Here is a 25,839-nt window from a genome sequence, read left to right on the forward strand (position 1 = left end):
CCCTCGTACTGGATGTACTCGGGCGTTCCGACAACGCAGCGAGTGTGCGTGCCAGGCGTCGCGGGCCAGGCGGGACTTTCGAAACACGCCCTAGGCGCCCAGGCTCTCCAGCGGTACGCGCGGATCGGCCAGGGCCTCCATGTCCACGCGGGCGCGGGAGCGGACCAGCCGCTGGATGGGCTCTGTGACGTCCCACACATTGACGTTCATCCCCGCGAGCACCCGGCCCTCCCTCGTCCAGAAGGCGATGAACTGCCGCTTTCCGGCGTCGCCCCGGATCACGACCTGGTCGTACGAGCCCGGCGGCGCCCAGCCGCTGTACTCCATGCCCAGGTCGTACTGGTCGGAGAAGAAGTAGGGCACCCGGTCGTAGGTGATGTCCCTGCCGAGCATCGCGCGGGCCGCCGCGGGCCCGCCGTTGAGGGCGTTCGCCCAGTGCTCGACGCGCAGCCGGGTGTCGAACAGCCCGTGCGGGAAGGAGGCCACGTCGCCGGCCGCGAAGATGTCGGGGTCGGACGTGCGCAGCCGCTCGTCCACCACCACTCCCCCGCCGTGCGCCCGGTCGGCCAGCTCCAGGCCGGCCGCCTCGGCGAGCCCGGTGCGCGGGGCGGCGCCGATCGCCGCGAGGACGTCGTGCGCGGGGTGTTCCTCGCCGTCGTCCGTGCGGGCCGCGAGGACCATGCCGTCCTGGCCGACGATCTCCGTCAGGCGGGCCCCGAAGTGGAAGCGGACGCCGTGCTCGCGGTGCAGCTCGGCGAAGAGGTTGCCCAGCTCGGGGCCGAGGGCGCCGTGCAGCGGGGTCTGCGCGGGTTCGACGACGGTGACCTCGGCGCCGTACTCGCGGGCCGCCGCCGCGACCTCCAGGCCGATCCAGCCGCCGCCCGCGATCACGATGTGCCCGTTGTCCCGGCCGAGCGCGGCGAGCACGCCCTTGAGCCGCTCGGCGTGCGCGAGCCGCCGCAGGTGGTGGACGCCGGCGAGGTCCGTGCCGGGGATGTCGAGCCGGCGCGGCTCGGCGCCGGTGGCCAGCAGCAGCTTGTCGTAGTGGACCTGGGTGCCGTCGTCGCCGAAGCGCACGGTCTTCGCGGCGCGGTCGATCGCGTCGACGGTCTGGCCGAGGTGGAGTTCGACGTCGTTCTGCGCGTACCAGGCGGGTTCGTGCACGAAGACGCTGTCGCGTTCCTCCTTGCCGAGCAGGAAGCCCTTGGACAGCGGGGGACGTTCGTAGGGGTGGTCCCGTTCGTCGCAGATCAGTATCACGCGGCCGGTGAAGCCCTCCGCCCGGAGGGTCTCGGCCGCCTTGGCGCCGGCCAGGCCACCTCCGACGATGACGAATGTCTGATCCGCGTCGACCACTTGATGCCTCCTCGTAAGGGTGTCGCCACATGCGAGCGTCCCGCACCGCGTGTGCTGCGGGAAGGGGGAGTGACCCGATCAGGCCACGGGGGGGCCGGCCCAGGTCACGTCCGCCCCGCCAGTCTCACGCGCGTGTCACGCGCGTCCCGTCAGGCGCGCGTGCAGCGAGCGGGCGGAGGCGTCGGTGAGGGAGGCGATCTGGTCGACGATCACCCGCTTGCGGGTGTGGTCGTCCGGCGCCGCCTCGAACAGCGCGTGGAACTGCGGGTCGAGGCCGTCGGGGGCGCGGGCGGTGAGCGCCTCGGCGAGTTCGGCGACGACGATCCGCTGGTCGGCGCGGAGCCGTTCCTGCTCGGCGCGCTGCATGACGTACCGGTCGGCGACCGCCTTGAGGACCGCGCACTCCATGCGGGTGCTCCTCGGTACGACGAGTTCGGCGCCGTACCGGGTCAGCGGGCCGCCGCCGTACGCCTCCCGGGTGGCGGCCTCCGCGGCCAGGCAGAAGCGTCCGATGAGCTGGCTGGTGGCGTCCTTGAGGCGGGCCTGCGCGACCGCGGTGCCGTCGTAGCCGTGCGGCCACCACTCCTGGTCCTGGAGCCGGTCGAGGGCGGCGGCGAGTTCGGCGGGGTCGGTGTCCGCGGGGACGTAGCGGCCGACGGCGACCGCGAGGACCGCCTGCCGCTCGGGCTCGGCGTGCAGCAGGTTCGGGTCGACGTGTCCGGCGTGCAGGCCGTCCTCGACGTCGTGCACCGAGTACGCCACGTCGTCGGACCAGTCCATGACCTGGGCCTCGAAGCAGGTGCGGGTGCCGGGCGCGTCCTTGCGGACCCAGTCGAACACCGGCCGGTCGTCCTCGTACACGCCGAACTTGCGGGAGGCCGGGTCGGTGGGGTGGGCGCCGCGCGGCCAGGGGTACTTGGTGGCGGCGTCGAGGGCGGCGCGGGTGAGGTTGAGGCCGACGGAGCCCTCCGGGGTGAAGCGCTTGGGCTCGATGCGGGTGAGCAGGCGCAGGGACTGGGCGTTGCCCTCGAAGCCGCCGCAGTCGTCGGCGAACTCGTTGAGGGCCTGTTCGCCGTTGTGGCCGAACGGGGGGTGGCCGAGGTCGTGGGAGAGGCAGGCGGCCTCTACGAGGTCGGGGTCGCAGCCGAGGGCGGCGCCGAGCTCGCGGCCGACCTGGGCGCACTCCAGGGAGTGGGTGAGGCGGGTGCGGGGGCTGGCGTCCCACGCCTGGCTGTGCTCGCCGGGGGTGACGACCTGGGTCTTTCCGGCGAGGCGGCGGAGCGATGCGCTGTGCAGGATGCGGGCGCGATCACGTTGGAAGGCGGTGCGACCTGGACGTTTGTCGGGTTCGGGTGCCCAGCGTTCGGCTGACGCCGGGTCGTAGGCGGAGAGCTGTGCGGGTGCCATGGTTCGACAGTAGGGCTCGTCGGCGAGGCCGAAAAACCGGGGCGCCGCGGGCCCCCTGACGTGTGATGATCCTTCCGGTGCGCCGGGACCGTCGGCGCATCTGTCGTATCCACCACACCCTTGGGGGGAGCAATGAGACCGTTCTCCGTCGGACGCCGGGTACGTCTCGGATCCGGTACCGCCGTGACGGTGGCGGCCGGTCTGCTGGCCGCCGGCCTCGCAGCGCCCGCGTTCGCCGACGACGACCCGCGGCAGACCGACCAGTTATGGATCAACGAGCCGTACGAGCAGACGCTGCCGCTGGGCGCCGACGGCGGTCGGCCGCAGTCCCGCACCCTCGGCGTCGGCGTCTACCACGACAACAAGAACTTCACGGTGACCGACGGCAGGCTCACCGTCGACGTCTCCGACCTCGCCGGGGTCGCCGAGGTGACCTGGCCCGACAACTGCGTGCCGAGCGGCACGAGCGCGGTGTGCAGCATCCCCGAGGTGCCCGTGATCGGCGGCGACCACGAGGACCAGGTGTTCCTGACGGTGCGCGCGGCCGACGGCGCCGAACTCGGGGCGCGGGGCAGGATCACCTACGAGGCGACGGCCACCGGCGGACCCGACGGCACGCTCGTCGCGCCGCACGAGAGCTTCGACACCACGCTCACCGTCAGCGCGGGGCCCGACCTCGCCATCGCCCCCATCACCGGCGTCGAGGACGGTCGGCCCGGCGACGAGCGGACGATCCCGTTCAAGATCACAAACAAGGGCGACGAGAGCGCGAACGGGCTCACCGTCAGGATGTACGCCTCGCACGGTCTGACGGATCCGACCCGGTACGACGCCTGCGACTACCGCACGACGGGCGGCGACGACGCACCGTCGAACAACGTGATCTGCGAGTTCGACCAGGTGCTGGCGCCGGGCGACTCCTTCGAGCTGCCCGAGCCGCTGACGGTACGGCTCGCCCCGCACGCGCTGAAGGAGCGGCTCGACATCGGCGTCGAGCCGGGCGACGGGGCCCAGGACATCAACTCCGAGAACGACTACGTGGCCCTCGGGATCCGCGCCGACAACACCGCGGACTTCTCCGTGACCGGTGACGCCGTCTCCGGCGCGGCGGGCAGAACGGTCACGGCCGAGCTCACGTTCGAGAACAACGGCCCGGCCTGGGTCGGTTACCTCGGCTCCGGCGACCCGGTCGCCGTGGTCCGGCTGATCGTGCCCCGGGGCACCACGGTCACCGGTGTGCCGTCGGACTGCCACCCGCAGCAGACGGGCGCCTCACGCTACGACTGCGAGCTGCCGTACTGGGCGCTGGAGGACAGCCGGCGCACGTTCGTGTTCTCCTTGCGCATCGACACCGTGGTGCCCGGCGCGACCGGTGCCGTGAGCATCCACCCCGCGTTCGGCGAGTTCGGCACGCGTCCCTTCGACTTCGACCCGGACCTCACGAACAACACCGCGGTCCTGGCCGTCAACTGACCGACCCGCGCCCGGCGGTAGGGCCGCCGGGCCGGCAAGACACCGCCGGAGATCCCTAGGCAGCCGCTCTTGCCGGGGCCGACAGGCTCCGGTCGTAGCGGTGGAGGATCAGGGTGGCCATCGCCTCGTGGGCTCCCAGCGGGGCCGCCGCCAGCCAGGGGGCCGCCTGTGCGCACTGGGAGGCGAAGCGGCCCGGGGCGGTGAAGCAGGAGGCCAGGGCGATGCGGGTGTGGCCCTCGGCGCGCAGGACGCGGACCGCCTCGGGGACCGTGGGGCCGGCCGCCGAGGCGTAGGCGGGGAGGACCGGGACGCCCAGTCGGGCCGCCAGGAGGGCCGCCGTGGCGCGGGTGTCCCGGGCCGAGTCGGGGTCGCGGGAGCCCGCCGCCGCGAGGACGACCGCGGTCCCGCGCCGGGGCGCGTCGCCCGGCCAGCCGGCCTCGGCGAGGCGGGCGTGCAGGGTGGCCGCCAGGAGGGGGTGCGGGCCGAGGGGGGCCGCCACGCGGACGTGCGGGCCTGCGGCGTCCGCCGCGCCGGGGATGTCCCGCTTGACGTGGTGGCCGCGGGCGAGGAGCAGCGGGACGAGGACGGCGGGCCGGTTCCCGAGCGCGGCGAGGGTGTCGGGCAGTAGGGGCTCGTTCAGCTCGATGTGGCCGAGGCGCACGGGGACGGACGGACGCAGCGCCCGTACGCGGTCCATGAGGGCGTGGACCGTCTTCAGCGCGCGGGGGTCGCGGCTGCCGTGGGCCACGAGCACCAGGACGGGCGGACCGGGGCGGCGTCCACCGTGGAGCGGGACGGGGCAGCGTCCGCCGTAAAGCGGGACGGGGGCGGAGTCGTTCCTGCCGGGGCGGGGGCCGTCCGGGCCGGGGGCGTCCAGGCCGGGGGCGTCCAAGCCGTTGCCGGGGCCGTCCGGGCCAGTGCCGTCCCTGCCGGTACCGGGGCCGTCCGGGCCGAGGCCGGGACCGTCCGAGCCGGTGTCGGGACCGTCCGAGCCGGGGGCGTCCCTGCCGATGCCGGGGCCGCCCCTGCCGGTACCGGGGCCGTCCGGGTCGGGGCCGTTCATGAAGTGCGCCGTGCGGTCATGCGAAGATCCTGGCGGCCGCGGGTTGCGCTCCCGTTGCACCGCGGTCACGGGTGTTTGCGGGCGGTTCACACCGCCGGGCCGCCCGGTGTGAGGTGAACCGGACCGCTCGGGCCGGCGTCCTCAAGGGCGGGGCGAACCGGGGGGACGTATGAGGATCGGTCGACTGCGACCGCTGCCGCGGCCACGGCTGCCGCGCACGCGCACCGGTCGGCGGCGTCTGGTGCAGGGCGTGATGGCCGTGTGCGTGCTGGCGCTGCTGCCGTCGGCGTGGCTGTTCGTGTCGACGTCCGGGCGGCTGTACGGCACGGCCGACGTGCCGCGTGCGCAGGTGGCCGTGGTCTTCGGGGCAGGGCTGTGGGACGGTGAGCCGTCGCCGTACCTCGCGCACCGGCTGGACGCGGCCGCACAGTTGTACCGCGAGGGGCGGATCGAGGTCGTGCTCGTGACCGGCGACAACAGCCGCGAGGACTACGACGAGCCGGACGCGATGCGCGCCTATCTCGTCCGGCACGGCGTCCCGGACACCCGCGTGGTCGGCGACTACGCCGGATTCGACACCTGGGACTCCTGTGTGCGGGCGAAGCGGATCTTCGGGGTCGACCGGGCGGTGCTGATCAGCCAGGGCTTCCACATCCGGCGCGCGGTGGCGCTGTGCGAGGCGGCGGGCGTCACGTCGTACGGCGTGGGGGCCGCGGACCGGCACGACGTGACCTGGTACTACGGCGGCACCCGCGAGGTGTTCGCGGCGGGCAAGGCGGCGCTGGACGCGGTGTTCAAGCCCGATCCGCACTTCCTGGGGCCCGAGGAGCCCGGGGTGCGGCGGGCGCTGGCGGCGCGGCGGTAGCCGAAGGGCGGGCGGACTCCCGGCGGCCCACGGCCGGGGCGGTACGTACCGGACCTCACCGTCGGCGGCGGGGCGCGGGGAGGTGGTCGTCCCGGCCGTGTAACAGGGGGCCGCCGCGGTCCGTAACACGTCCGACGCACGCTGAGCGGCATGGAGACCGCCGCGACGCCCACCCACTGCCCCTACTGCGCCCTCCAGTGCGGGATGAACGTGACGCCCGTCCCCGGGGGCGCCGAGGTGACCGAGCGGGCGGACTTCCCGGTGAACCGGGGGGCGCTGTGCGGCAAGGGCCGTACGGCGGCCGAGGTGCTCTCGGAGCGGGTGCGGCTGACGTCCCCGCTGGTGCGGTCCGGCGGGGGCGAGCTGGTGCCCGCGTCCTGGGAGGAGGCGCTGGCGCGGATCGCGGCGGGGCTCTCGGGGACGCGGGAGGCGTACGGGCCGGACGCGTGCGGGGTGTTCGGCGGGGGCGGGCTGACGAACGAGAAGGCCTACGCGCTGGGGAAGTTCGCGCGGGTCGTGCTGGGCACCTCGCAGATCGACTACAACGGCAGGTTCTGCATGTCGTCCGCGGCGGCGGCCGGGGCGAGGGCGTTCGGGCTGGACCGGGGGCTGCCGTTCCCGCTGGAGGACATCCCCCGGACGGGGTGTGTGATCCTCGTCGGCTCCAACCTCGCGGAGACCATGCCGCCCGCCCTGCGGTACTTCTCCGAACTGCGCGAGAACGGGGGCACGTTGATCGTGGTCGACCCGCGCAGGACCCGGACGGCCGAGCAGGCCGACCTGCACCTCGCACCCCGACCCGGCACCGATCTCGCCCTGGCGCTCGGCCTGTTGCACCTGGTGGTCGCGGAGGGACGGACCGACGAGGAGTACATCCGTGGGCGCACGGCCGGCTGGGAGGAGGCGCGGGCCGCGGCGATGGCGCACTGGCCGGAGTACGTGGAGCGGATCACCGGTGTGCCGGTGCCGCAACTCCGCGAGGTGGTAAGGATGTTCTGCGAGCCCGAGGCGGCGATGGTGCTCACGGCGCGCGGGCCCGAGCAGCAGTCCAAGGGCACCGACACGGTGAGCGCGTGGATCAACCTGTGCCTGGCGACCGGGCGGGCGGGACGTCCGCTGTCCGGGTACGGGTGTCTGACCGGGCAGGGCAACGGGCAGGGCGGGCGCGAACACGGCCAGAAGGCCGACCAGTTGCCCGGCTACCGCAAGCTGACGGACCCGGCGGCGCGGCGGCACGTGGCCGAGGTGTGGGGGGTGGACCCGGACACGCTGCCCGGCCCCGGGCGCAGCGCGTACGAACTCCTCGACGCGCTGGGCACGGACGTGCGGGCGCTGCTGCTGATGGGGTCCAACCCGGTGGTGTCGGCGCCGCGGGCCGCACATGTGGAGGAGCGGCTGCGGTCGCTGGACTTCCTGGCGGTGGCCGACGTGGTGCTCTCGGAGACGGCGCGCCTCGCGGACGTCGTGCTGCCGGTGACGCAGTGGGCGGAGGAGACGGGGACGACGACGAGTCTGGAGGGCCGGGTGCTGCTGCGCCGCCGGGCGGTCACACCGCCGGAGGGGGTCCGCAGCGACCTGGAGGTGCTGCACGAACTGGCGTCCCGCCTGGGCGTGGAGAAGGGCTTCCCGACGGACGCGGAGGAGGTCTTCGAGGAACTCCGCCGGGCGACCGCGGGCGGCCCCGCCGACTACTCGGGCATCACCTACCGCCGACTGGCAGCCGAGAACGGCGTCTTCTGGCCCTGCCCGGCCACATCCCCGGCGGACGGCACGGAGACGGCGGCCGTCGACGAAGGGCACCCGGGTACGCCCCGTCTCTTCCTCGACCGGTTCGCCACCGAGGACGGGCGGGCGCGGTTCGTCGCCGTGGCGCATCGGCAGGCGGCCGAGGAGCCGGACGAGGAGTATCCGCTGCTGTTGACCACGGGCCGGGTCGTGGCGCAGTACCAGTCGGGGGCGCAGACGCGGCGCGTGGCCGAGCTGAACGCCGCCGCGCCGGGCCCGTTCGTGGAGTTGCACCCGCGGCTCGCGGCGCGGCTCGGGGCGGTCGACGGCGACCCCGTGGCGGTGGTCTCCCGCCGGGGCCGCGCCGTCGCGCCGGCCCGGGTGACCTCCGCGATCCGCCCGGACACCGTGTTCATGCCCTTCCACTGGCCGGGCGAGGGCCGCGCCAACACCCTCACCAACCCGGCCCTCGACCCGACGTCCCGCATGCCGGAGTTCAAGACGTGCGCGGTACGGGTGGAGGCGCTGCGCCCCTAGGAGCGGGTGTGCCTCCAGGAGGGAGCCGTCCGACGACTTCCGGCCCCGGAGCTAGCCCCGCCGCCCGTGCCAGTCGCCGCCCTCGATGAGCGTGCCCCGGGCGCGCAGCCGGGCGGCGACGGCGGGGGCAGCGACGTACACCCAGGCGTGCACGGCGCTGCCGTCGGGGCGGCGGACGTCGCGTGCGACGCGTTCGTAGAGGTTGCCGGGGTCACCCGCCACGTACTCCTCCAACCGGTCGAGTTCCGCGAGGAGTCGGCCGTACCGCTCGGGCAGCGGGGTGACGAGTTCGCCGTGCACCGCTCCCTGCGGCGCCTCGACGGCGTACGGATAGCCCGGCCCGTCGTACAGCACCGCGCCGCCGAGCCGGCCGGGTTCCTCCACCGCGGTGCGGCCCCGCAGGTACCGGTCGTGGTTGACCTCGCCGGGGCGGAGGGTCCCGTAGACGAAGAACGGCAGTTCCGGGGTGGTCACAGGACCGATTCTCTCCCCCGCCACCCTGAACGCGGTGAACGTGCGCCGACCCGGACGCACCCCCGTGCGGGGGCGGGTTCGGCGGCGGAGGGCGCCCTGGGTGGGGTCACTCGTTCGCCGTTGGGCCCGGGGCCGTTCGGGTTCACTTGGGGCGGAGCCGACCGCACGGCGGGTGACCTGCCCGAACTCCGCCGCGGGCGGCGCTCGCGGCGGGCGGGGCGACACCCGTTCATCCCAGTCGCCGCCGTATCTCGACAAGCGGGCGCGGGCCGGTGCCCTTTACCTCGGTAGGGCAGGGGCGCGACCGCCCGGCGGCACACGGAGGTGCCACGGGCCGCTGCCCCGCCGGACAGAGACCGACTCGTCGAGGGAGCACCATGCGACGCACCGCCCGCATGCTGACCGGTACCGCGCTCGCCGTCGCCGCGGCGGGGCTCGCCACCGCGCCCGCGTACGGCGGCACCGGCGGCCTTGAGGTGTACCCGTCCACCGCCGTGCCCGGCGCCCAGGTCACGGTCAACACCAAGGCGTGCGGCGACGGTTCGGCGACCGGTGACGCCGGTGCCGTCGGCGCCGGGACGTTCACCCTCGCGCCGAGCGCGCACGAGGGTGACGCGATCGGCCAGTTCCGGGTGCCGCCGAGCGCGCAGCCGGGGACGTACGAGATCGTCGCGACGTGCGCGGAGGGCGGCGGCGAGGTCACCGGCGATCTGACGGTGACGCTGGCCGGGGCGGCCGGGGCGCCGGGCGGGGCGCAACCGAGGGGAAGCGTGAAGACGGGGGTCGGCGGCGCTCTGGGCCCCGACCCCGTGCAGACCGCGGCGGGCGTGGCGGCTCTGGCCGTCGCCGCCGCGGGCGGTACCTGGCTCCTGCATCGCCGGGCGAGAGGCGACGGGATCTGACGGACACCCTCCGCTGTCCGTCCGCCGGTACCGCAAGTCCCGCCCCCTCCGGGTCCGACGCCCCTCGCGGCCCGGAGGGGGAGGGGGTCGAGCTCCGGGAGGTTCGTATGCGCAAGGTCGGGGACACCGCGATAGCCGCCGTCACCCTGGTCGCCCTGGGCGGCGGGGTCTGGCTGCTGGGCACCGCCGACACCCACGCCCCGCCGCAGCCCACCGCCGCCGAGGGCCGCCCGGACCCCGCCGAGGAACGGCTCTCCGCACCCGCCATGCCGCCGTCCCCGCCGACCCGCGTCCGCATCCCCTCGATCCGCGTCGACGCCCCGCTGACGGGCCTCGGCCTGACGGAGTCCGGCAGCCTCGACGCGCCGCCCGCCGACGACAGGAACCTGGCCGGCTGGTACGAGGCCGGCACCGCGCCCGGCGAGACGGGCACCGCCGTCGTCGCGGGCCACGTCGACAACGCGCGGGGGCCCGCCGTCTTCTACGACCTCGGCGCCCTGCGGCGCGGCGCCCGGATCGAACTCGACCGGCGCGACGGCAGCGTGGCCGTGTTCACCGTCGACGCCGTCGAGGTCTACCGGGCGAGCGAGTTCCCCGACGAGAAGGTGTACGGCGCGGCGAAGCGCCCGGAGCTACGGGTGATCACCTGCGGCGGCGGCTACTCGAAGTCGACCGGCTACCAGGGCAACGTGGTGGTCTTCGCCCACCTCACGTCCAGCCGCTGACCCGCCGCCCGCCGCCCGCCGACCCGCCGACCCGCCGACCTGCGCCGCGACGGGCGGCGGGCGCCCCTCACACCCCCTCCCCTCCCCCGCTGAGGGCAGCGTTCCGTGGGGGAAACAGGGGGGATGCCGGTGGGTAACGTCCGCCGCGCACGCTGCCGTGCATGACCTCGAAGACGCGTGTGGTGGTGATCGGCGCCGGCCTCGCGGGCGTACGGCTCGCCCGGCGGCTCGGTGAGCTGGGTACGCCCGCACTGCTCGTCGGCGAGGAGGAGCACCGCCCGTACAACCGGGTCCTGCTCGCCGAGGTGCTGGCCGGCCGCTACGGGCCCGACGTGATCGCGCTGCCCGCCCCGGCGGACCTCGTCCGCGCCCGGGTCACCGGCATCGACCGGAAGCGGCGCGCACTGCTCTGCGCCGACGGCTCGGAGATCGGCTACGGCACGCTGGTCCTCGCCACCGGCTCCAACCCCGTACTCCCGCCCCTGCGCGGCCTGTTCACCCCGGACCACCGGCTGCCCGAGGGCGTCCACGCGTTCCGCACCATGGACGACTGCGCGGCCCTGTCCGCCGCGGTCCGGCCGGGCGTGCGGGCCGTGGTCGTGGGCGGCGGCCTGCTCGGGGTGTCGGCGGCCCGCGCGCTCGCCGCGCGCGGCGCGCAGGTCGTCCTCGCCCAGCAGGCCGAGCGGCTCATGGAGCGCCAACTCGACCCCGATGCATCACGGTTGGTGCTGCGGCACCTGCGGGAGCTGGGCGTCGAGGTGCACACCGAGTGCCGGGTGCGGGACGTGCGCTGCGTCGCCGGCGCGGTCCGCTCGGTCGAACTGGCCGACGGCTACGCCCTGGACGCCGACCTCGTGGTCGTCGCCTGCGGGGTGCGCCCGCGGGTCGGCCTCGCCGAGGACGCCGGGCTCGCCGTCCGGCGGGGCGTCCTCGTCGACGACGAACTGCGCACCTCCGACCCGCACATCCACGCCGTCGGCGACTGCGCCCAGCACGCCGGCACGGTCTACGGCCTCGCCACCCCGGCCCTCGAACAGGCCGACGTGCTCGCCGAGTTGCTGGCCGGACGCTCCGACGCCCGCTACACCGGCACCCGTTCGCTGACCCGGCTCACCCTGACGGGCCACGACTCCCCCTTCGACCTCGCCGCGTTCGGCGAGACCGAGCCGCGCCCCGGCGACGACGTCGTACGGCTCGCGGACGCCACCCGGGGCACCTACCGCAAGGTCGTCGTCCGCGAGGACCGGCTGGTCGGCGGCGTGCTCGTCGGCGAACTCGGCACCGTCGGCGCGCTCGCCCGCGCCTGGGAGGGCGCCGAGCCGCTCCCCGCGGACGGCGGCCCGCTGCTCCATCTGCTCACCAACGACGGAGGCTCCTGATGTCCACGACGGCCGCCCGCCCCACGATCGTGCTCGTCGGCCACGGCATGGTCGGCCAGCGCTTCCTCGAAGCGCTCGCCGAGCGCGGCCTGACCGCCACGCACCGCGTCGTCGTGCTGTGCGAGGAGCCGCGTCCGGCCTACGACCGCGTGCAGCTCACCTCGTACTTCGCGGGCCGCACACCCGACGAACTCTCCCTGACGGACGCGGGGTTCATCGAGGAGCACGGGATCGAGCTGCACCTGGGCGACCCGGCAGAGACCGTCGACCGCGCCGCCCGGAAGGTCACGGCGCGCTCCGGGCTGACCGTCGGCTACGACACGCTCGTGCTGGCCACCGGCTCCTACCCGTTCGTACCGCCCGTCCCGGGCAAGGACGCCGAGGGCTGCTTCGTCTACCGGACGATCGAGGACCTGCTCGCCATCGAGGAGTACGCCGGGGCACGGGCGACGACCGGCGCGGTGGTCGGCGGCGGGCTGCTCGGGCTGGAGGCCGCGGGCGCGCTCAAGGGACTCGGACTCACCACGCACATCGTGGAGTTCGCGCCGCGGCTGATGCCGGTGCAGGTGGACGAGGGCGGTGGCGCGGCACTGCTGCGGACCGTCGAGGGCATGGGCCTGACCGTGCGCACCGGGACGGGCACCCAGGAGATCGTGACGGACGCCGCGGGCGCCGTCACCGGCATGAGGCTGTCCGACGGATCCGAACTCGCCACCGATCTGGTGGTGTTCAGCGCCGGTGTCCGGCCCCGCGACCAACTGGCCCGGGATTGCGGCCTCGCGGTCGGCGAGCGCGGCGGCGTCGCGGTCGACGAGCAGTGCCGCACGGTCACCGACCCGCATGTGTTCGCGATCGGCGAGTGCGCGCTCGCGGCGGACGGCCGGGTGTACGGGCTGGTGGCGCCCGGGTACGAGCAGGCGGCGACGGCGGCCGCGACGATCGCCGCCGACGAGGACGAACCGCCCGCGTTCACCGGCGCCGACCTGTCCACCAAGCTGAAGCTGCTCGGCGTGGACGTGGCGTCCTTCGGCGACGCGCACGGCACCGCCGAGGACTGCCTCGACGTCGTCTACTCCGACTCCCGCGCGGGTCTCTACAAGAAGCTGGTCATCGGCCGGGACGGCACGCTCCTCGGCGGCGTCCTGGTCGGCGACGCGGAGGCGTACGGCACGCTGCGCGCCCTCACCGGCTCGGTCCCGCCGGTCTCCCCCGAGCAGTTGGTGCTCCCGGCGGGCGCGGGCGGCCCGGCGCAGCTCGGCCCGTCCGCGCTGCCCGACGAGGCGGTGATCTGCTCCTGCCACAACGTCACCAAGGGCACGATCCGCGCCGCGGTGACGGAGCACTCCTGCACGACCGTGCCCGAGGTGAAGAAGTGCACCAGGGCCGGCACGGGCTGCGGAAGCTGCGTCAAGGTGCTGGGCCAGCTGGTCACGGCGGAGCTGGAGGCGAGCGGGGTCGAGGTCGACAAGGGTCTGTGCGGCTGCTTCGGGCAGACCCGCGAGGAGCTGTACGAGATCGTGCTCGCGCTGCGGATCACGTCGTTCCGGGACCTCCTGGACCGCCACGGGCGGGAGGCGGCGCGGGGCGGGGAGGGCTGCGAGGTCTGCAAGCCGACGGTCGGCTCGATCATCGCCTCCCTCGCGCCCACGATCGGCGCGAGCGGTTACGTCCTGGAGGGCGAGCAGGCGGCTCTCCAGGACACCAACGACCACTTCCTCGCCAACCTCCAGCGCAACGGCTCGTACTCGGTCGTGCCGCGCATCCCCGGCGGGGAGATCGCCCCGGAGAAGCTCATCGTGATCGGGGAGGTGGCCCGGGACTTCGGCCTCTACACCAAGATCACGGGTGGTCAGCGGATCGACATGTTCGGCGCCCGGGTGGAGCAACTGCCGTTGATCTGGGCGCGGTTGGTGGATGCGGGCTTCGAGTCGGGGCATGCGTACGGCAAGTCGCTGCGCACGGTGAAGTCCTGTGTGGGGCAGACCTGGTGCCGGTACGGCGTGCAGGACTCGGTGCGCATGGCGATCGACCTGGAGCTGCGCTACCGGGGGCTGCGCTCGCCGCACAAGCTGAAGTCGGCGGTCTCCGGGTGCGCGCGGGAGTGCGCGGAGGCCCAGTCGAAGGACTTCGGCGTCATCGCGACGGCGGGCGGCTGGAACCTGTACGTCGGCGGCAACGGCGGGGCCACCCCGCGCCACGCGGACCTGCTCGCGCAGGACCTGTCCGACGCCGAACTGGTCCGTCTGATCGACCGGTTCCTCATGTTCTACATCCGTACGGCGGACCGGCTGGAGCGCACGTCGGTCTGGCTGGAGCGGATCCCGGGCGGCCTCGACCATGTGCGGGACGTGGTCGTGCACGACTCGCTGGGCATCTGCGCGGAGTTGGAGGAGCTGATGGCGGCGCACGTCGTGCACTACCGCGACGAGTGGGCCGAGACCATCAACGACCCCGGGAAACTGGCCCGGTTCGTGTCCTTCGTGAACGCGCCCGACACCCCCGACCCGGTCGTGGGCTTCGTGCCCGAGCGCGACCAGATGAAGCCCGACCTGCCGCTGCTGTCGATCGGCTCGCGGCCCGCGGAAGACGTCCTGGAAGGAAGCGCCCAGCGATGACCCTGGCACCCGAGACGACCGGCCTCCTGCTCCAGCTCCGCCTGGCGGACACCTGGTTCACCCTCTGCGAGGCGAGCGTGGTGGAGCCGGGCCGCGGTGTGGCGGCGCTGCTGCCGGACGGCCGCCAGGTCGCCGTCTTCCGCGACCGCGCGGGCCACCTGTACGCCATCGACAACCGCGACCCGTTCACCGGCGCGGCGGTCCTCTCCCGGGGCCTGACCGGTACCCACCAGGGCCGCCCCTACGTGGCGTCCCCCCTCCTCAAACAACGCTTCGACCTGACCACGGGCCACTGCCTGGACGACGAAACAATCCACGTACCGACGTACGCCCTCCGTCTGGAGCAGGCCGGGTCCGCTTGACGGGTGTCAAGTTGCGACGACCGTACGGGTGATTAGCGTTGAAATGTACGGCGTCAGGCTTGTGTTGCGAGGAGGGAAGGTCATGAACGGTTGGAACTGGAGGCGCTCCGTCGTCACGGGCTCGGCTCTCGCGCTGGCCCTCGCTCCGGCGGGGCTGCCTCAGGCGGCGGCTGCCGCGGTGCCGGCCGAAACGCACGCCAGGACAGCCACAGCGGCTCCGGAGGTGGACAGGAACTACTGGCGGGGCTTCAGAGACGGTGTCCGCGACGGCTACGGGGACGGACAGCACTGCGGGCGGGGTTACGGAGGCGCGCACAGCCGCGGCAGCGGTTCCTATGCCCGGGGGTACGTCGACGGATACTCGGCGGGCTTCGACAGGGCACAAGCGCGGCACTGCAACCGCTGAGCAGCCGAAAGACGGAAGAGGGGGCGGCACCCCCGCACAGGGTGTCGCCCCCTCCGGGTGCCGGAGGCCGCGGTGGTCGGCGTGAGGGTCGGTGACCGGTCACGGCCTCCGGGGTTGATGGGTCAGCCGCCGGTCGTGGTCCGGGGGCTCGTCGCCGCGCGGCCCGCTTCCAGGCGGGCCACCGGGATGCGGAACGGGGAGCAGGAGACGTAGTCGAGGCCGACCTCGTGGAAGAAGTGGACCGACTCGGGGTCGCCGCCGTGCTCGCCGCAGACGCCGAGCTTCAGGTCGGGGCGGGTCGCGCGGCCCGCCCTGGCCGCCGCCTCGACCAGCGAGCCGACGCCGTCCCTGTCGATCGTCTCGAAGGGGGACACCCCGAAGATGCCCTTCTCCAGGTAGGCCGTGAAGAACGACGCCTCGACGTCGTCGCGGCTGAAACCCCACACCGTCTGCGTCAGGTCGTTGGTGCCGAAGGAGAAGAACTCCGCCGCCTCCGCGATCTGCCCCGCGGTGAGCGCGGCACGCGGCAGCTCGATCATCGTGCCGACGGCGAGCCTCAGCTCGGTCCCGGTGGCCGCCTCCACCTCCGCGACGACCTGGTCGGCCTCGTCGCGGACGATCTCCAGCTCCTGGACCGTGCCGACGAGCGGAATCATGATCTCGGCGCGCGGGTCGCCCTTCGCCGCCCTGCGCGCCGCCGCGGCCTCGGCGATCGCCCGGACCTGCATCGTGAACAGGCCGGGGATGACCAGGCCGAGGCGTACGCCGCGCAGCCCCAGCATCGGGTTCTGCTCGTGCAGCCGGTGCACGGCCTGGAGCAGCCTCAGCTCGTTCTCGTGCGGCTCCTGCCGGGACTCGGCCAGCGCCACGCGCACCGACAGCTCGGTGATGTCCGGCAGGAACTCGTGCAGCGGCGGGTCGAGCAGGCGGATGGTGACCGGCAGCCCGTCCATCGCCTCGAACAGCTCCACGAAGTCCTGCTTCTGGAGCGGGAGCAGCTCCTTCAGCGACTCCTCGCGCTCGGCCTCCGTGTCGGCCAGGATCAGCCTCTCGACCAGTTCGCGCCGATCGCCGAGGAACATGTGCTCCGTACGGCACAGCCCGATCCCCTGGGCGCCGAAGCGGCGGGCGCGCAGCGCGTCCTCGGCGTTGTCCGCGTTGGCGCGCACCCGCAGCCGGCGCTTGCGGTCGGCGAAGGCCATGATGCGGTGCACGGCCTCGACCAGCTCGTCGGCGTCGTCGGCGCCCGCGTGCATCCGGCCCTCGAAGTACTCCACGACCGGCGAGGGGACCACCGGGACCTCGCCCAGGTGGACCTTGCCCGTCGAGCCGTCGATGGAGATCAGGTCGCCCTCCTCGACGACCCGCCCGCCCGGCACGGTCATCCGGCGCCGTTTGGTGTCGACCTCCAGCTCCTCCGCGCCGCACACGCACGTCTTGCCCATGCCGCGAGCGACCACGGCCGCGTGGGAGGTCTTGCCGCCCCGGCTGGTGAGGATGCCCTCGGCCGCGATCATGCCGTCGAGGTCGTCGGGGTTGGTCTCGCGGCGGACCAGGATGACCTTCTCGCCCGAACGGGACCACTTCACGGCGGTGTACGAGTCGAAGACCGCCTTGCCGACGGCCGCGCCCGGCGAGGCCGCGATGCCCCGCCCGATCTGCTCGGTCTTGGCGTGCTCGTCGAAGCGGGGGAACATCAGCTGGGCGAGCTGGGCGCCGGTGACGCGCTGGAGGGCCTCGGTCTCGTCGATCAGGCCCTGGTCGACGAGCTGGGTGGCGATGCGGAAGGCGGCGCCGGCGGTGCGCTTGCCCACCCGCGTCTGGAGCATCCACAGCTGTCCGCGCTCGATGGTGAACTCGATGTCGCAGAGGTCCTTGTAGTGGTTCTCCAGGGTCTCCATGATCTGCATGAGCCGGTCGTACGACGCCTTGTCGATCCGCTCCAGCTCGGCGAGCGGGACCGTGTTGCGGATGCCGGCGACGACGTCCTCGCCCTGGGCGTTCTGGAGGTAGTCGCCGTAGACGCCCTGGTGGCCGGAGGCGGGGTCGCGGGTGAAGGCGACGCCGGTGCCGGAGTCCGGGCCGAGGTTGCCGAAGACCATCGAGCAGACGTTGACGGCGGTGCCGAGGTCGTGCGGGATGCGTTCCTGGCGGCGGTAGAGCTTGGCGCGGTCGCCGTTCCAGGAGTCGAAGACCGCCTTGACGGCGAGGTCCATCTGCTCGCGCGGGTCCTGCGGGAAGTCCCGGCCGGCCTCCTTCTTGACGATCTTCTTGAAGGCGGTGACCAGCTTCTTCAGGTCGGGGGCGTCCAGATCGGTGTCGACCGTGACCTTCTTGGTCTCCTTGGCCTTGTCGAGCGCGCCCTCGAAGAGGTCGCCGTCGACGCCGAGCACGGTCTTGCCGAACATCTGGATGAGGCGCCGGTAGGAGTCCCAGGCGAAGCGTTCGTCGCCGGCCTGCTTGGCGAGGCCCTGCACGGAGGCGTCGGAGAGGCCGATGTTCAGGACGGTGTCCATCATGCCGGGCATGGAGAACTTCGCCCCGGACCGGACGGAGACGAGGAAGGGGTCGTCGGCCTGGCCGAGCCGCTTGCCCATCCGCTGTTCGAGGGCGTCGAGGTGCGCACTCACCTCGTCACGCAGTGCCGCCGGCTCCTGTCCGCTGTCGAGGTAGACCTTGCACGCCTCGGTGGTGATCGTGAAGCCCGGCGGGACGGGGAGCCCCAGATTGGTCATCTCGGCGAGGTTCGCGCCCTTGCCGCCGAGGAGGTCCTTGAGGTCCTTGTTGCCCTCGGTGAAGTCGTAAACGAACTTCACCGCACGGGGATCCTTGTTTTCCGACACGGTCTCGACTCCTCGAGGACGCGGTGGCTGCCCTGACGGCGAGGAACATACCCAGATCGAAGGCGCCTGGGTACGTCCACTCGTGCGTCATACGCCTGTAACCAGCCGTCCGCCACTGGATCGAAAGTCAAGGCTTGGCAAGCGACGGACGGTCGATGTTTTCACTTCTTGAACGGAGCACTGCCCGGAGGTACCGTTCCTGCGCTCATATGAGCGACTATAGCCACGCTTGATTTCGGTCGGCGAACACTCAAGGGGTGGCACTGAGTGCCACCCCTTGGAGAAGTGCAGTCGGTCATGATCCGCTCATCTGAGCGGAACCCTTATCAAGGGTGGCGAGAATCACGTTCCCACAGGAGGGCGAATTCCACCATGCGGACGTCGTCCGGGACAGGACCCGGCGCGGAAACCCGCTCGTCACACACCGAGCGCCGTCAGCCGCTCCTCGACCCGTTCGGGCGCGTACAGGTGCTCCACGACCAGCGCTCCGGCGCCGACCAGTCCTGCCCGCTCACCGAGCCGGGAGGTGACCACCTCCAGGCGGGCCGTCGAGCGGGGCAGCGCCCGCTGGTAGAGCAGCTCGCGCACGCCGGTGACGAAGGGCGTCCCGGCGAGGTCGCCGGCGATCATCAGCACGCCGGGGTTGAGCAGGGTCACGACCGTGGCGAGGACGTCCCCGACCCGGCGGCCGGCCTCACGGGCGAGCCCGGTCGCCTCCGGGTGCCCGGCCGCCAGCAGGGCCCGGACGTCCGAGCCGGAGGCCGCGGGCACCCCGGACTCGGCGAGCCGCCGGGCCACGGCGCCGCCGCTCGCGACGGCGGCCAGACAGCCGTACGAGCCGCAGCGGCACAGCGCCTCCGCACCGACCCTGATGTGCCCGATGTCCCCGGCGCCGCCGTCGATCCCGCGGAAGACCGAGCCGTTGACGACCACGCCGGCGCCGATGCCGGTGGAGACCTTGACCAGGACGAAGGCCGAGCAGTCGGGGTAGCCGGTGCGCTGCTCGCCGTACGCCATGAGGTTGGCGTCGTTGTCGACGAGGACGGGCAGCGCGGGGGCACCGGTGTGCTCGGTGAACGCGCGGGAGAGGCGGCCCCTGATGTCGTAGCCGTCCCAGCCCGGCATGATCGGCGGCTGCACCACCCGGCCGGTCTCGCTGTCGACCGGGCCCGGCACCGCCAGTCCGATGCCGCACACCTCGTCCGCCCCGCGCCCGGTACCGGCCAGCAACTCGGCGAACCAGCGGCCGAGTTCGCCGAGGACGGCCTCCGGTCCTTCCTCCACGACCAGGGTGCCCGAGCGCTCGGCGAGGACGTCCCCGGTGAGGCCGAGGAGGGCGGCGCGGGCGTGCCTGGTGTCGAGGTCGGCGGCGAGGACGAGCGCGTGGGAGCCGTCGAACTCCAGGGTGATCGAGGGGCGTCCGCCGAGCGGTGAGTCCACCGGGCCGCCGGCGCCCTCGCGCAGCCAGCCCGCGCGGAACAGCCGGTCGAGGCGGTGGCCGACGGTCGCCCGGGACAGTCCGGTGGCCTGCTGAAGGGCACCGCGTGTGGTCGCCCGCCCGCTGCGCACCAGTTCGAGCAGATCGCCGGCACCGGCCTGACTGCCGCCCCTGCCGGTCCTGCCGGGCCGTCCGGTCATGCGCACCCCCTTGTGTTTCCCAAGCCTGCATTACATATTGAGTTTTGCGTGTTAAATAGACGTAACCCTACGGTAGCCGTAGCCGAACCCGGCCGGCCCGACGTCTTCGGGGAGCCCCGAGTGGATCGCACAGCCCAGCTCACTGCCCACCGCGCGGAGTACGAGGCCGTATACGATCCGCCGCCCCCACCCGGGTCGCTGCACGTCAGGGCCGCGCGGGTGCTGGAGGACAACTGGACCGGCACGTCCACGGTGCCCTCGCGGAGCCTGTATCCGCACCAGTGGTCCTGGGACTCGGCGTTCATCGCGATCGGACTGCGCCACCTGTCGCCGCTCAGGGCCCAGACGGAGCTGGAGACGCTGCTGGCCGCGCAGTGGGCCGACGGACGTGTGCCGCACATCGTCTTCAACCCCTCCGTACCGCTCGACGCCTACTTCCCGAGCCCCGACTTCTGGCGCTCGACCACGGCGGGCCGCGCCGCGGGCGCCCCGCGCACCGTACAGACGTCCGGCATCGTGCAGCCACCGGTGCACGCGCTGGCGGCCTGGCTGGTGCACCGCGCCGATCCCGGACTGTCCCGGGCCCGCGGCTTCCTGGCCCGGGTCTACCCGCGGCTCGCCGCCTGGCACCGCTATCTGCTGCACCGGCGCGACCTGGGCGGCGGGGGCCTCGCGTCCGTGGTGCACCCCTGGGAGCAGGGCATGGACAACAGCCCCTGCTGGGACGCCCCGCTCTCCCGGGTCGCACCGGCCCCGGCCCGCTCCTTCCGCCGCGCCGACCTCGACCACGGCGCCCCCGAGGACCGCCCGACCGACCTGGACTACGGACGGTACGTACGGCTGGCGACGGACTACCGGGACGGCGGATACGCCGACGGGCAGGGCGAGTTCGCGGTGGAGGACCCGTCGTTCAACGCGCTGCTGATCGCCTCGGAGCACGCGCTGGCGCGGATCGCCGGCGAGCTGGGCGCGACCGCCACGGCCCGCCGCGCACGCGCGGAGCGCCTGACCGCGGCGCTGGTGGAGCGGCTGTGGGCCCCCGCCGAGGGCATGTTCCTGTGCCGGGACGTGCGCGGCGCCGGGCTGGTCCCGGAACGCGGGGTGTCCGGACTGATCCCGCTGCTGCTGCCCGGTCTGCCCCGCGAGGTCGCCGCCGCGCTGGTCCGCACGGCCGGCGGCCCGCACTTCGGCCTGGGCGACACGACCCGTCTGGTGCCGAGCTACGACCTCCTCGGGGAGGCGTTCGACCCGCACCGCTACTGGCGCGGCCCGGCCTGGTTCAACACGAGCTGGCTGCTGGAGCGCGGGCTGCGGCTGCACGGGGAGCGGCAACGGGCCGACGCGCTGCGGGAGTCGGTCCTGGAGACGGCCGACGCCACCGACTTCGCGGAGTACGTCGACCCGTACACCGGCGAGGCGTGCGGGGCGACCGGGTTCGGCTGGACCGCGGCGCTCGCGCTGGACCTGCTGCACGAGCGCCCGCGGCACACGGCGGCCTCCGCGACGGAGCAGAAGGACCAGAAAGAACAGGAAGACCGGGAAGACCGGCACGACAAGAGCGACAAGGTCAACAAGGGTGGCAAGGGCGACAAGGGAGGGGACCGGGGATGACGGACCGGCAGCATCTGCTCGTGCACGGCGCGACGTTCGCCGCGGTGGGCGACGGCGGCGACATCAGCGGCGTACGGGGCGGCAGTTCCCCCGACGGACTGTTCGTCAGGGACGCCCGGCACCTCAGCCGCTGGCAGCTCACGGTCGACGGCGCGGTGCCGGAGACCCTGACACCGGTCGCGGACGGGGACGCGGCGCGCTGTGTGCTCGTCCCGCGCGGCGGCCGGCAGGAGCCGCCCGCGCACACCGTCTTCCGTGAACAGGCCGTCGCGGGCGGCTCGTTCGTCGAATCACTGCGGGTGACCAGCAACCGCCCGGTGCCCACGGCGTTACGGCTCGCGATCACCGCGGACGCCGACTTCGCGGACCAGTTCGAACTCCGCGCGGACCACCGCACGTACACCAAGACCGGCGTGGTGCGCTCGCGTGAAGTCCTGGACGACGGGCTGGAGTTCACCTACACGCGCGGCGAGTGGCGGTCCCGTACGACCATCACGTCCGACCCGGCCCCGGACGGCGTCGAGGAGACCGGCACCGGTGCACGGCGGCTGGTGTGGACCCTGGACCTCGCACCGCACGGCACGGCCGAGCTGATCGTGCGGGTCATCGCGCGTCCGCACGGCGAGCGGCGCGCGCTGCGCGTCCCGCGCTCCCCCGCCGCCGTGACCGGACAACTCCGGGCGCTGGAGGGCGAGTTCGTGGAGGGCGTGGCCTTTCCGACGGGCTGGCCCGAGCTGGCGTCCGCCTGTGCGCGGGGGCTCGCCGACCTCGCGGCGCTCCAGGTCCCGGCGACCGGCCCGGACGGCGAGGAGCTGCGGGTGCCGGCGGGCGGCGCCCCCTGGTTCCTCACCCTGCTCGGCCGGGACGCCCTGCTCACCTCGCTGTTCGCACTGCCCTACCGACCGCGGCTCGCGGCCGCCACCCTGCCCGCGCTGGCCGCCGCGCAGGCGACACGGACGCTCGCCTCGGCCGTCGCCCAGCCCGGCAAGATCGTGCACGAGGTGCGGCACGGGGAGCTGGCACACTTCGGGCAGGTGCCGTACGGGCGTTACTACGGCTCGGTCGACGCGACCCCGCTGTTCCTCGTGCTGCTCGGGGCGTACGTGGAGCGGACCGGGGACACCGCTCTGGCCCGGCGGCTGGAGCGGCACGCCCGTGCGGCGGTCGGCTGGATGCTGGACCACGGCGGGCTGACCTCGCGGGGTTACCTCGTGTACCGGGCCGACGAGGGCGGGCTCGCCAACCAGAACTGGAAGGACTCCCCCGGCGCCATCTGCTCGGCCGACGGCACCCGCCCGAGCGGGCCGGTGATGGCGGCGGGGGCGCAGGGGTACGCGTACGACGCGCTGCGGCGCACGGCGTGGGTGGCGCGGACGGTGTGGGGCGACACGACGTACGCGGCGCTGCTCGAACAGGCGGCGGCCGATCTGCGCGACCGGTTCCAGCGGGACTTCTGGATGCGGGAGCACTCCTTCCCGGCGCTGGCGCTGGACGGGGAGGGCCGTCAGGTGGACGCGCTGGCCTCCGACGCGGGGCATCTGCTGTGGTCGGGGCTGCTGGACAAGGAGTACGGCGAACAGGTGGGCCGCAGGCTGCTGGAGCCGGACTTCTTCTCGGGCTGGGGGGTGCGTACGCTCGCGGCCGGGCAGGCGGCGTACCACCCCCTCTCCTACCACCGCGGTTCGGTCTGGCCGCACGACAACGCGCTGATCACGCTGGGTCTCGCACGGTACGGTCTGCACGACGAGGCGCGGGCGGTGGCGCACGGGCTGGTGGACGCGGCGACGGCGACGGGCCACCGGCTGCCGGAGGTGCTCGCCGGGTACGGCCGTGACACCCACCCCGAGCCGGTGCCGTACCCGCACGCGTGCGTCCGCGAATCCCGCTCCGCGGCGGCGCCGCTGGCGCTGCTCACGGCGGTCGGCGGGGCCTGAGGGGAAGCGGGGGCGCCGGGAGGCGCCGGGGGCGGTGGAAGGGAGTTGACGAGGCGTTTGCCCGGTGTTTGCACTCGGGTGTGAACGGCGGGCGGGGACGAACCGTACGGAAAGACGGCGGACCCCGCCGCCCGCCGCCACGGGCCACGCAACGGAAGGACCCCGGGTTGTCCCAGGACACGAGCATCCGAGAAACGCCGAACGCCCCTGGGCAGCCCGAGGAGCCCCCGACGACCACGCCTGCCGGCCCGGACACCGAGAACAGGACCGGCGGGGGCGCGGACGCGGCACCTGACCGCGAGGACACGAACCCCCCGGCCAACGCCCCGGAGACGACCCGCGTTCCGGACGAGGACGCCGGCGAGCCTGATCACACGACCGCCGACGACTCGGCCACCGGGGCCCCGACCGCGGACGACACCCCCGTCGACGCCCCCGAAGCCACGCCGAAGGCGGGACGTACCTCCGACGAGGACGCGAAGGACGCGCCCGAGCACGAGCGCACCACCGCCGAAGCCACCCCTGCGGCAGACCACGACGCCACCGACGACAAGCCCAACGCCGAGGCCCCCACCACGGACAGCACCCCCGGGGACGCCCCCGAAGCGCCACCGGAAGCGGGGCGCGGCGTCGGAGGCGAAGTCGTCTCCGGGGCGGGCGATTCCGGTGCGAGCGACGCGGTCTCCTGGTGGGGGCGGCTGCGGCAGCGGCGGAGCGAGTGGCGGGAGGGGCATCCGGAGGCCGCCCGCGCGCTGTCCCTCGCCGTCACCCTGCTCTCGCTGGTCCTCGTGATCGGCGCCCTCCTGCTGCCCAGCACCGTCGTCGACCTGGGCATCACCGATTTCACCCGGCTCCCGGGCGAGGCGATCATCGGCGCCGCCGTCGCGCTGGCCCTCCCCCGCAGGCCGCGGATCGTCGTGGCCGCGTTCGCCGGTGTGGTGCTCGCCGCGACGACGATGCTGAACCTGCTGGACATGGGCTTCAACCAGTACCTCGGCCGGGGCTTCAACGCCGTGCTCGACTGGAGCCTGCTCGGCGACGCGGAGTCGTACCTGGAGGACTCCCTCGGCCGCACGGTCGCGATCCTCGCGAGCGCCGGCGCCGTCCTCGTCGTCGCCCTGCTGTACGCGCTGCTCGCCCTCGCCACCGTCCGGCTGACCAACCGCCTGGCCGCGCAGGGCGCCCGTGCGACGAAGGGCACGCTGATCGCCGGCGTCGTGTGGATCACCTGCTCCGCCTTCGGCATCCAGATCGCCGGCGTACCGCTCGCCTCGGAGCACACCGCGTCCGTCCTCCAGTCCCAGAGCCAACGCATCTCGGACGCGATCAAGGACGAGGCCGAGTTCCGCAGGATCGCCAACGTCGACGCCTTCGGCAACACCCCGCCCGCGCAGCTCGTGCCGGACCTGCGGGGCAAGGACATGATCTTCACGTTCATCGAGAGCTACGGCCGCAGCGCCATCGAGGACCCGATCATGGCCCCGGGCGTCGACCAGTCGCTCACCGACAACACCGCGGCCCTCGCCAAGGCCGGTTACCACGCGAAGAGCGGCTGGCTGACGTCGGCGACGTACGGCGGCGGCAGCTGGCTCGGCCACTCCACGACCATGTCGGGCCTGTGGATCAACAACCAGCAGCGCTACCGCACGGTCATGGCGAGCGACCACCTCAGCCTCACCAAGGCGTTCGAGAAGACCGGCGCCTGGGACACCGTCGGTGTGATGCCGGGTGTGCAGAAGGGCTGGCCCGAGCAGAAGTACTACGGCCTCGACAAGGTCTACAACGCCTTCCAGCTGGGCTACAAGGGACCGAAGTTCAGCTGGTCGACGATGCCGGACCAGTACGCCCTGGAGCAGTTCCAGCAGCGGGTGCACAGCAAGAAGCCCGCGGACGGCAAGGACCTGATGTCGTTCCTGATCCTGACCTCCAGCCACCAGCCCTGGGCCCCGATCCCGAAGCTCGTGCCGTGGGACCAGCTCGGCGACGGCTCGGTCTTCAAGGACATCGAGGCGGCCGGCAACAAGTCCGCGGACGTCATCGCCGACACCACCAAGTCCCGTGAGGAGTACGGCAAGTCGATCCAGTACTCGGTGACCTCGATGAGCCAGTGGCTGGAGCGCTACGGCACCGACGACACCGTCCTCGTGGTCCTCGGCGACCACCAGCCCATCGCCCGGGTCAGCGGCAACCACGCCAGCCGTGACGTGCCGATCTCGATCATCTCCAAGGACCCGAAGGTGCTGGACAAGGTCGACAGCTGGAACTGGACGGACGGTCTGCGCCCGGCGCACGACGCCCCGGTCTGGAAGATGAGCGCCTTCCGCGACCGCTTCCTGACGGCGTACGGCTCGACCCCCCACCCGAAGAAGGGCTGACCGACCGGCACGGGTGGTGGACGAGCGGGCCGGACCATGGGCGAGCGGGTTGTACTAGGGTCCGTCTTCAAAGATCGTTCGGGTGGTAGATGATGGTGTTGTGGTACGCCGTCATGAACTCACTGACCAGGAGTGGGAGTTACTCGCTC

Annotated in this window: 18 protein-coding genes; 12 read left to right on the forward strand and 6 right to left on the reverse strand. The window is 73.4% G+C overall.

The genetic code is table 11. The features are described from left to right. Positions 1-90: 90 nt before the first annotated feature. Positions 91-1,356 (reverse strand): FAD-dependent oxidoreductase, encoded by a 1,266-nt coding sequence (locus tag AB0F77_RS41240; protein ID WP_361959289.1) that lies wholly within the window; start codon positions 1,354-1,356, stop codon positions 91-93. Positions 1,357-1,491: 135 nt separating this feature from the next. Then, positions 1,492-2,763, reverse strand: coding sequence for a deoxyguanosinetriphosphate triphosphohydrolase (locus AB0F77_RS41245; protein ID WP_361959292.1), 1,272 nt, complete (start codon positions 2,761-2,763; stop codon positions 1,492-1,494). A gap of 183 nt (positions 2,764-2,946) precedes the next feature. On the opposite strand from AB0F77_RS41245, the gene AB0F77_RS41250 reads away from it, so the two are divergent. Beyond that, positions 2,947-4,236 carry a hypothetical protein gene (locus AB0F77_RS41250; RefSeq protein WP_361959295.1) on the forward strand — a complete coding sequence of 430 codons (1,290 nt, stop codon included), beginning with the start codon at positions 2,947-2,949 and terminating at the stop codon, positions 4,234-4,236. A 55-nt stretch (positions 4,237-4,291) separates the two neighbouring features. Here the strand turns inward: AB0F77_RS41250 and AB0F77_RS41255 are convergent, their stop codons facing one another. After that, positions 4,292-4,993, reverse strand: coding sequence for a CbiX/SirB N-terminal domain-containing protein (locus tag AB0F77_RS41255; RefSeq protein WP_361959335.1), 702 nt, complete (start codon positions 4,991-4,993; stop codon positions 4,292-4,294). A gap of 475 nt (positions 4,994-5,468) precedes the next feature. Between AB0F77_RS41255 and AB0F77_RS41260 the strand changes: the two genes are divergently transcribed. Together AB0F77_RS41260 and AB0F77_RS41265 are read left to right on the forward strand one after the other, a co-directional pair. Beyond that, the gene (locus tag AB0F77_RS41260) at positions 5,469-6,164 is read left to right on the forward strand and encodes an ElyC/SanA/YdcF family protein (protein WP_361959297.1); all 696 of its coding nucleotides are present in this window, start codon (positions 5,469-5,471) and stop codon (positions 6,162-6,164) included. A 150-nt stretch (positions 6,165-6,314) separates the two neighbouring features. Next, the gene (locus AB0F77_RS41265; RefSeq protein ID WP_361959299.1) at positions 6,315-8,426 is read left to right on the forward strand and encodes a molybdopterin oxidoreductase family protein; all 2,112 of its coding nucleotides are present in this window, start codon (positions 6,315-6,317) and stop codon (positions 8,424-8,426) included. 51 nt (positions 8,427-8,477) lie between these two features. Here the strand turns inward: AB0F77_RS41265 and AB0F77_RS41270 are convergent, their stop codons facing one another. Continuing rightward, on the reverse strand, positions 8,478-8,900 hold the full coding sequence (locus AB0F77_RS41270; RefSeq protein ID WP_361959302.1) for a gamma-glutamylcyclotransferase family protein: 423 nt from the start codon (positions 8,898-8,900) through the stop codon (positions 8,478-8,480). Positions 8,901-9,277: 377 nt separating this feature from the next. Here AB0F77_RS41270 and AB0F77_RS41275 point away from each other — a divergent pair, with 377 nt between their 5' ends. The 6 genes from AB0F77_RS41275 to AB0F77_RS41300 all read left to right on the forward strand — a co-directional run bounded on the left by AB0F77_RS41275 (position 9,278) and on the right by AB0F77_RS41300 (position 15,289). After that, on the forward strand, positions 9,278-9,802 hold the full coding sequence (locus AB0F77_RS41275) for a hypothetical protein (RefSeq protein ID WP_361959305.1): 525 nt from the start codon (positions 9,278-9,280) through the stop codon (positions 9,800-9,802). A 107-nt stretch (positions 9,803-9,909) separates the two neighbouring features. Continuing rightward, the gene (locus tag AB0F77_RS41280) at positions 9,910-10,527 is read left to right on the forward strand and encodes a class F sortase (RefSeq protein ID WP_361959308.1); all 618 of its coding nucleotides are present in this window, start codon (positions 9,910-9,912) and stop codon (positions 10,525-10,527) included. Positions 10,528-10,688: 161 nt separating this feature from the next. After that, positions 10,689-11,906, forward strand: a complete 1,218-nt coding sequence (locus AB0F77_RS41285) for an FAD-dependent oxidoreductase (protein WP_361959311.1) — start codon at positions 10,689-10,691, stop codon at positions 11,904-11,906. Beyond that, on the forward strand, positions 11,906-14,521 hold the full coding sequence (nirB, locus tag AB0F77_RS41290; RefSeq protein ID WP_361959314.1) for a nitrite reductase large subunit NirB: 2,616 nt from the start codon (positions 11,906-11,908) through the stop codon (positions 14,519-14,521). Before AB0F77_RS41285 ends, nirB begins: the two co-directional genes overlap by 1 nt. Then, a complete protein-coding gene (gene nirD / locus AB0F77_RS41295) occupies positions 14,518-14,883 on the forward strand; it encodes a nitrite reductase small subunit NirD (RefSeq protein WP_361959317.1) in 366 nt (121 codons plus the stop codon). Before nirB ends, nirD begins: the two co-directional genes overlap by 4 nt. 82 nt (positions 14,884-14,965) lie before the next feature. Further along, entirely contained in the window at positions 14,966-15,289 is a 324-nt protein-coding gene (locus tag AB0F77_RS41300) for a hypothetical protein (RefSeq protein ID WP_361959320.1), read from the forward strand. 122 nt (positions 15,290-15,411) lie between these two features. Here AB0F77_RS41300 and ppdK read toward each other — a convergent pair whose 3' ends face one another. Further along, positions 15,412-18,132 (reverse strand): pyruvate, phosphate dikinase, encoded by a 2,721-nt coding sequence (gene ppdK, locus AB0F77_RS41305; protein ID WP_361959323.1) that lies wholly within the window; start codon positions 18,130-18,132, stop codon positions 15,412-15,414. Positions 18,133-18,549: 417 nt separating this feature from the next. After that, complete coding sequence (locus AB0F77_RS41310; protein ID WP_361959326.1) at positions 18,550-19,770, reverse strand: ROK family protein; 1,221 nt, start codon at positions 19,768-19,770, stop codon at positions 18,550-18,552. A gap of 120 nt (positions 19,771-19,890) precedes the next feature. Here AB0F77_RS41310 and AB0F77_RS41315 point away from each other — a divergent pair, with 120 nt between their 5' ends. The 3 genes from AB0F77_RS41315 (at position 19,891) to AB0F77_RS41325 (ending at position 25,690) form a co-directional block, all read left to right on the forward strand. Then, on the forward strand, positions 19,891-21,381 hold the full coding sequence (locus AB0F77_RS41315; protein ID WP_361959329.1) for a hypothetical protein: 1,491 nt from the start codon (positions 19,891-19,893) through the stop codon (positions 21,379-21,381). Further along, on the forward strand, positions 21,378-23,315 hold the full coding sequence (locus AB0F77_RS41320; RefSeq protein ID WP_361959332.1) for a glycogen debranching N-terminal domain-containing protein: 1,938 nt from the start codon (positions 21,378-21,380) through the stop codon (positions 23,313-23,315). Before AB0F77_RS41315 ends, AB0F77_RS41320 begins: the two co-directional genes overlap by 4 nt. 698 nt (positions 23,316-24,013) lie before the next feature. Further along, positions 24,014-25,690 (forward strand): CDP-alcohol phosphatidyltransferase, encoded by a 1,677-nt coding sequence (locus AB0F77_RS41325; RefSeq protein ID WP_361959338.1) that lies wholly within the window; start codon positions 24,014-24,016, stop codon positions 25,688-25,690. The last annotated feature ends 149 nt before the right edge of the window (positions 25,691-25,839 follow it).

Origin of the sequence: Streptomyces sp. NPDC026672 (assembly GCF_040638185.1) — a bacterium.
In the GTDB taxonomy this organism is placed as follows: domain Bacteria; phylum Actinomycetota; class Actinomycetes; order Streptomycetales; family Streptomycetaceae; genus Streptomyces.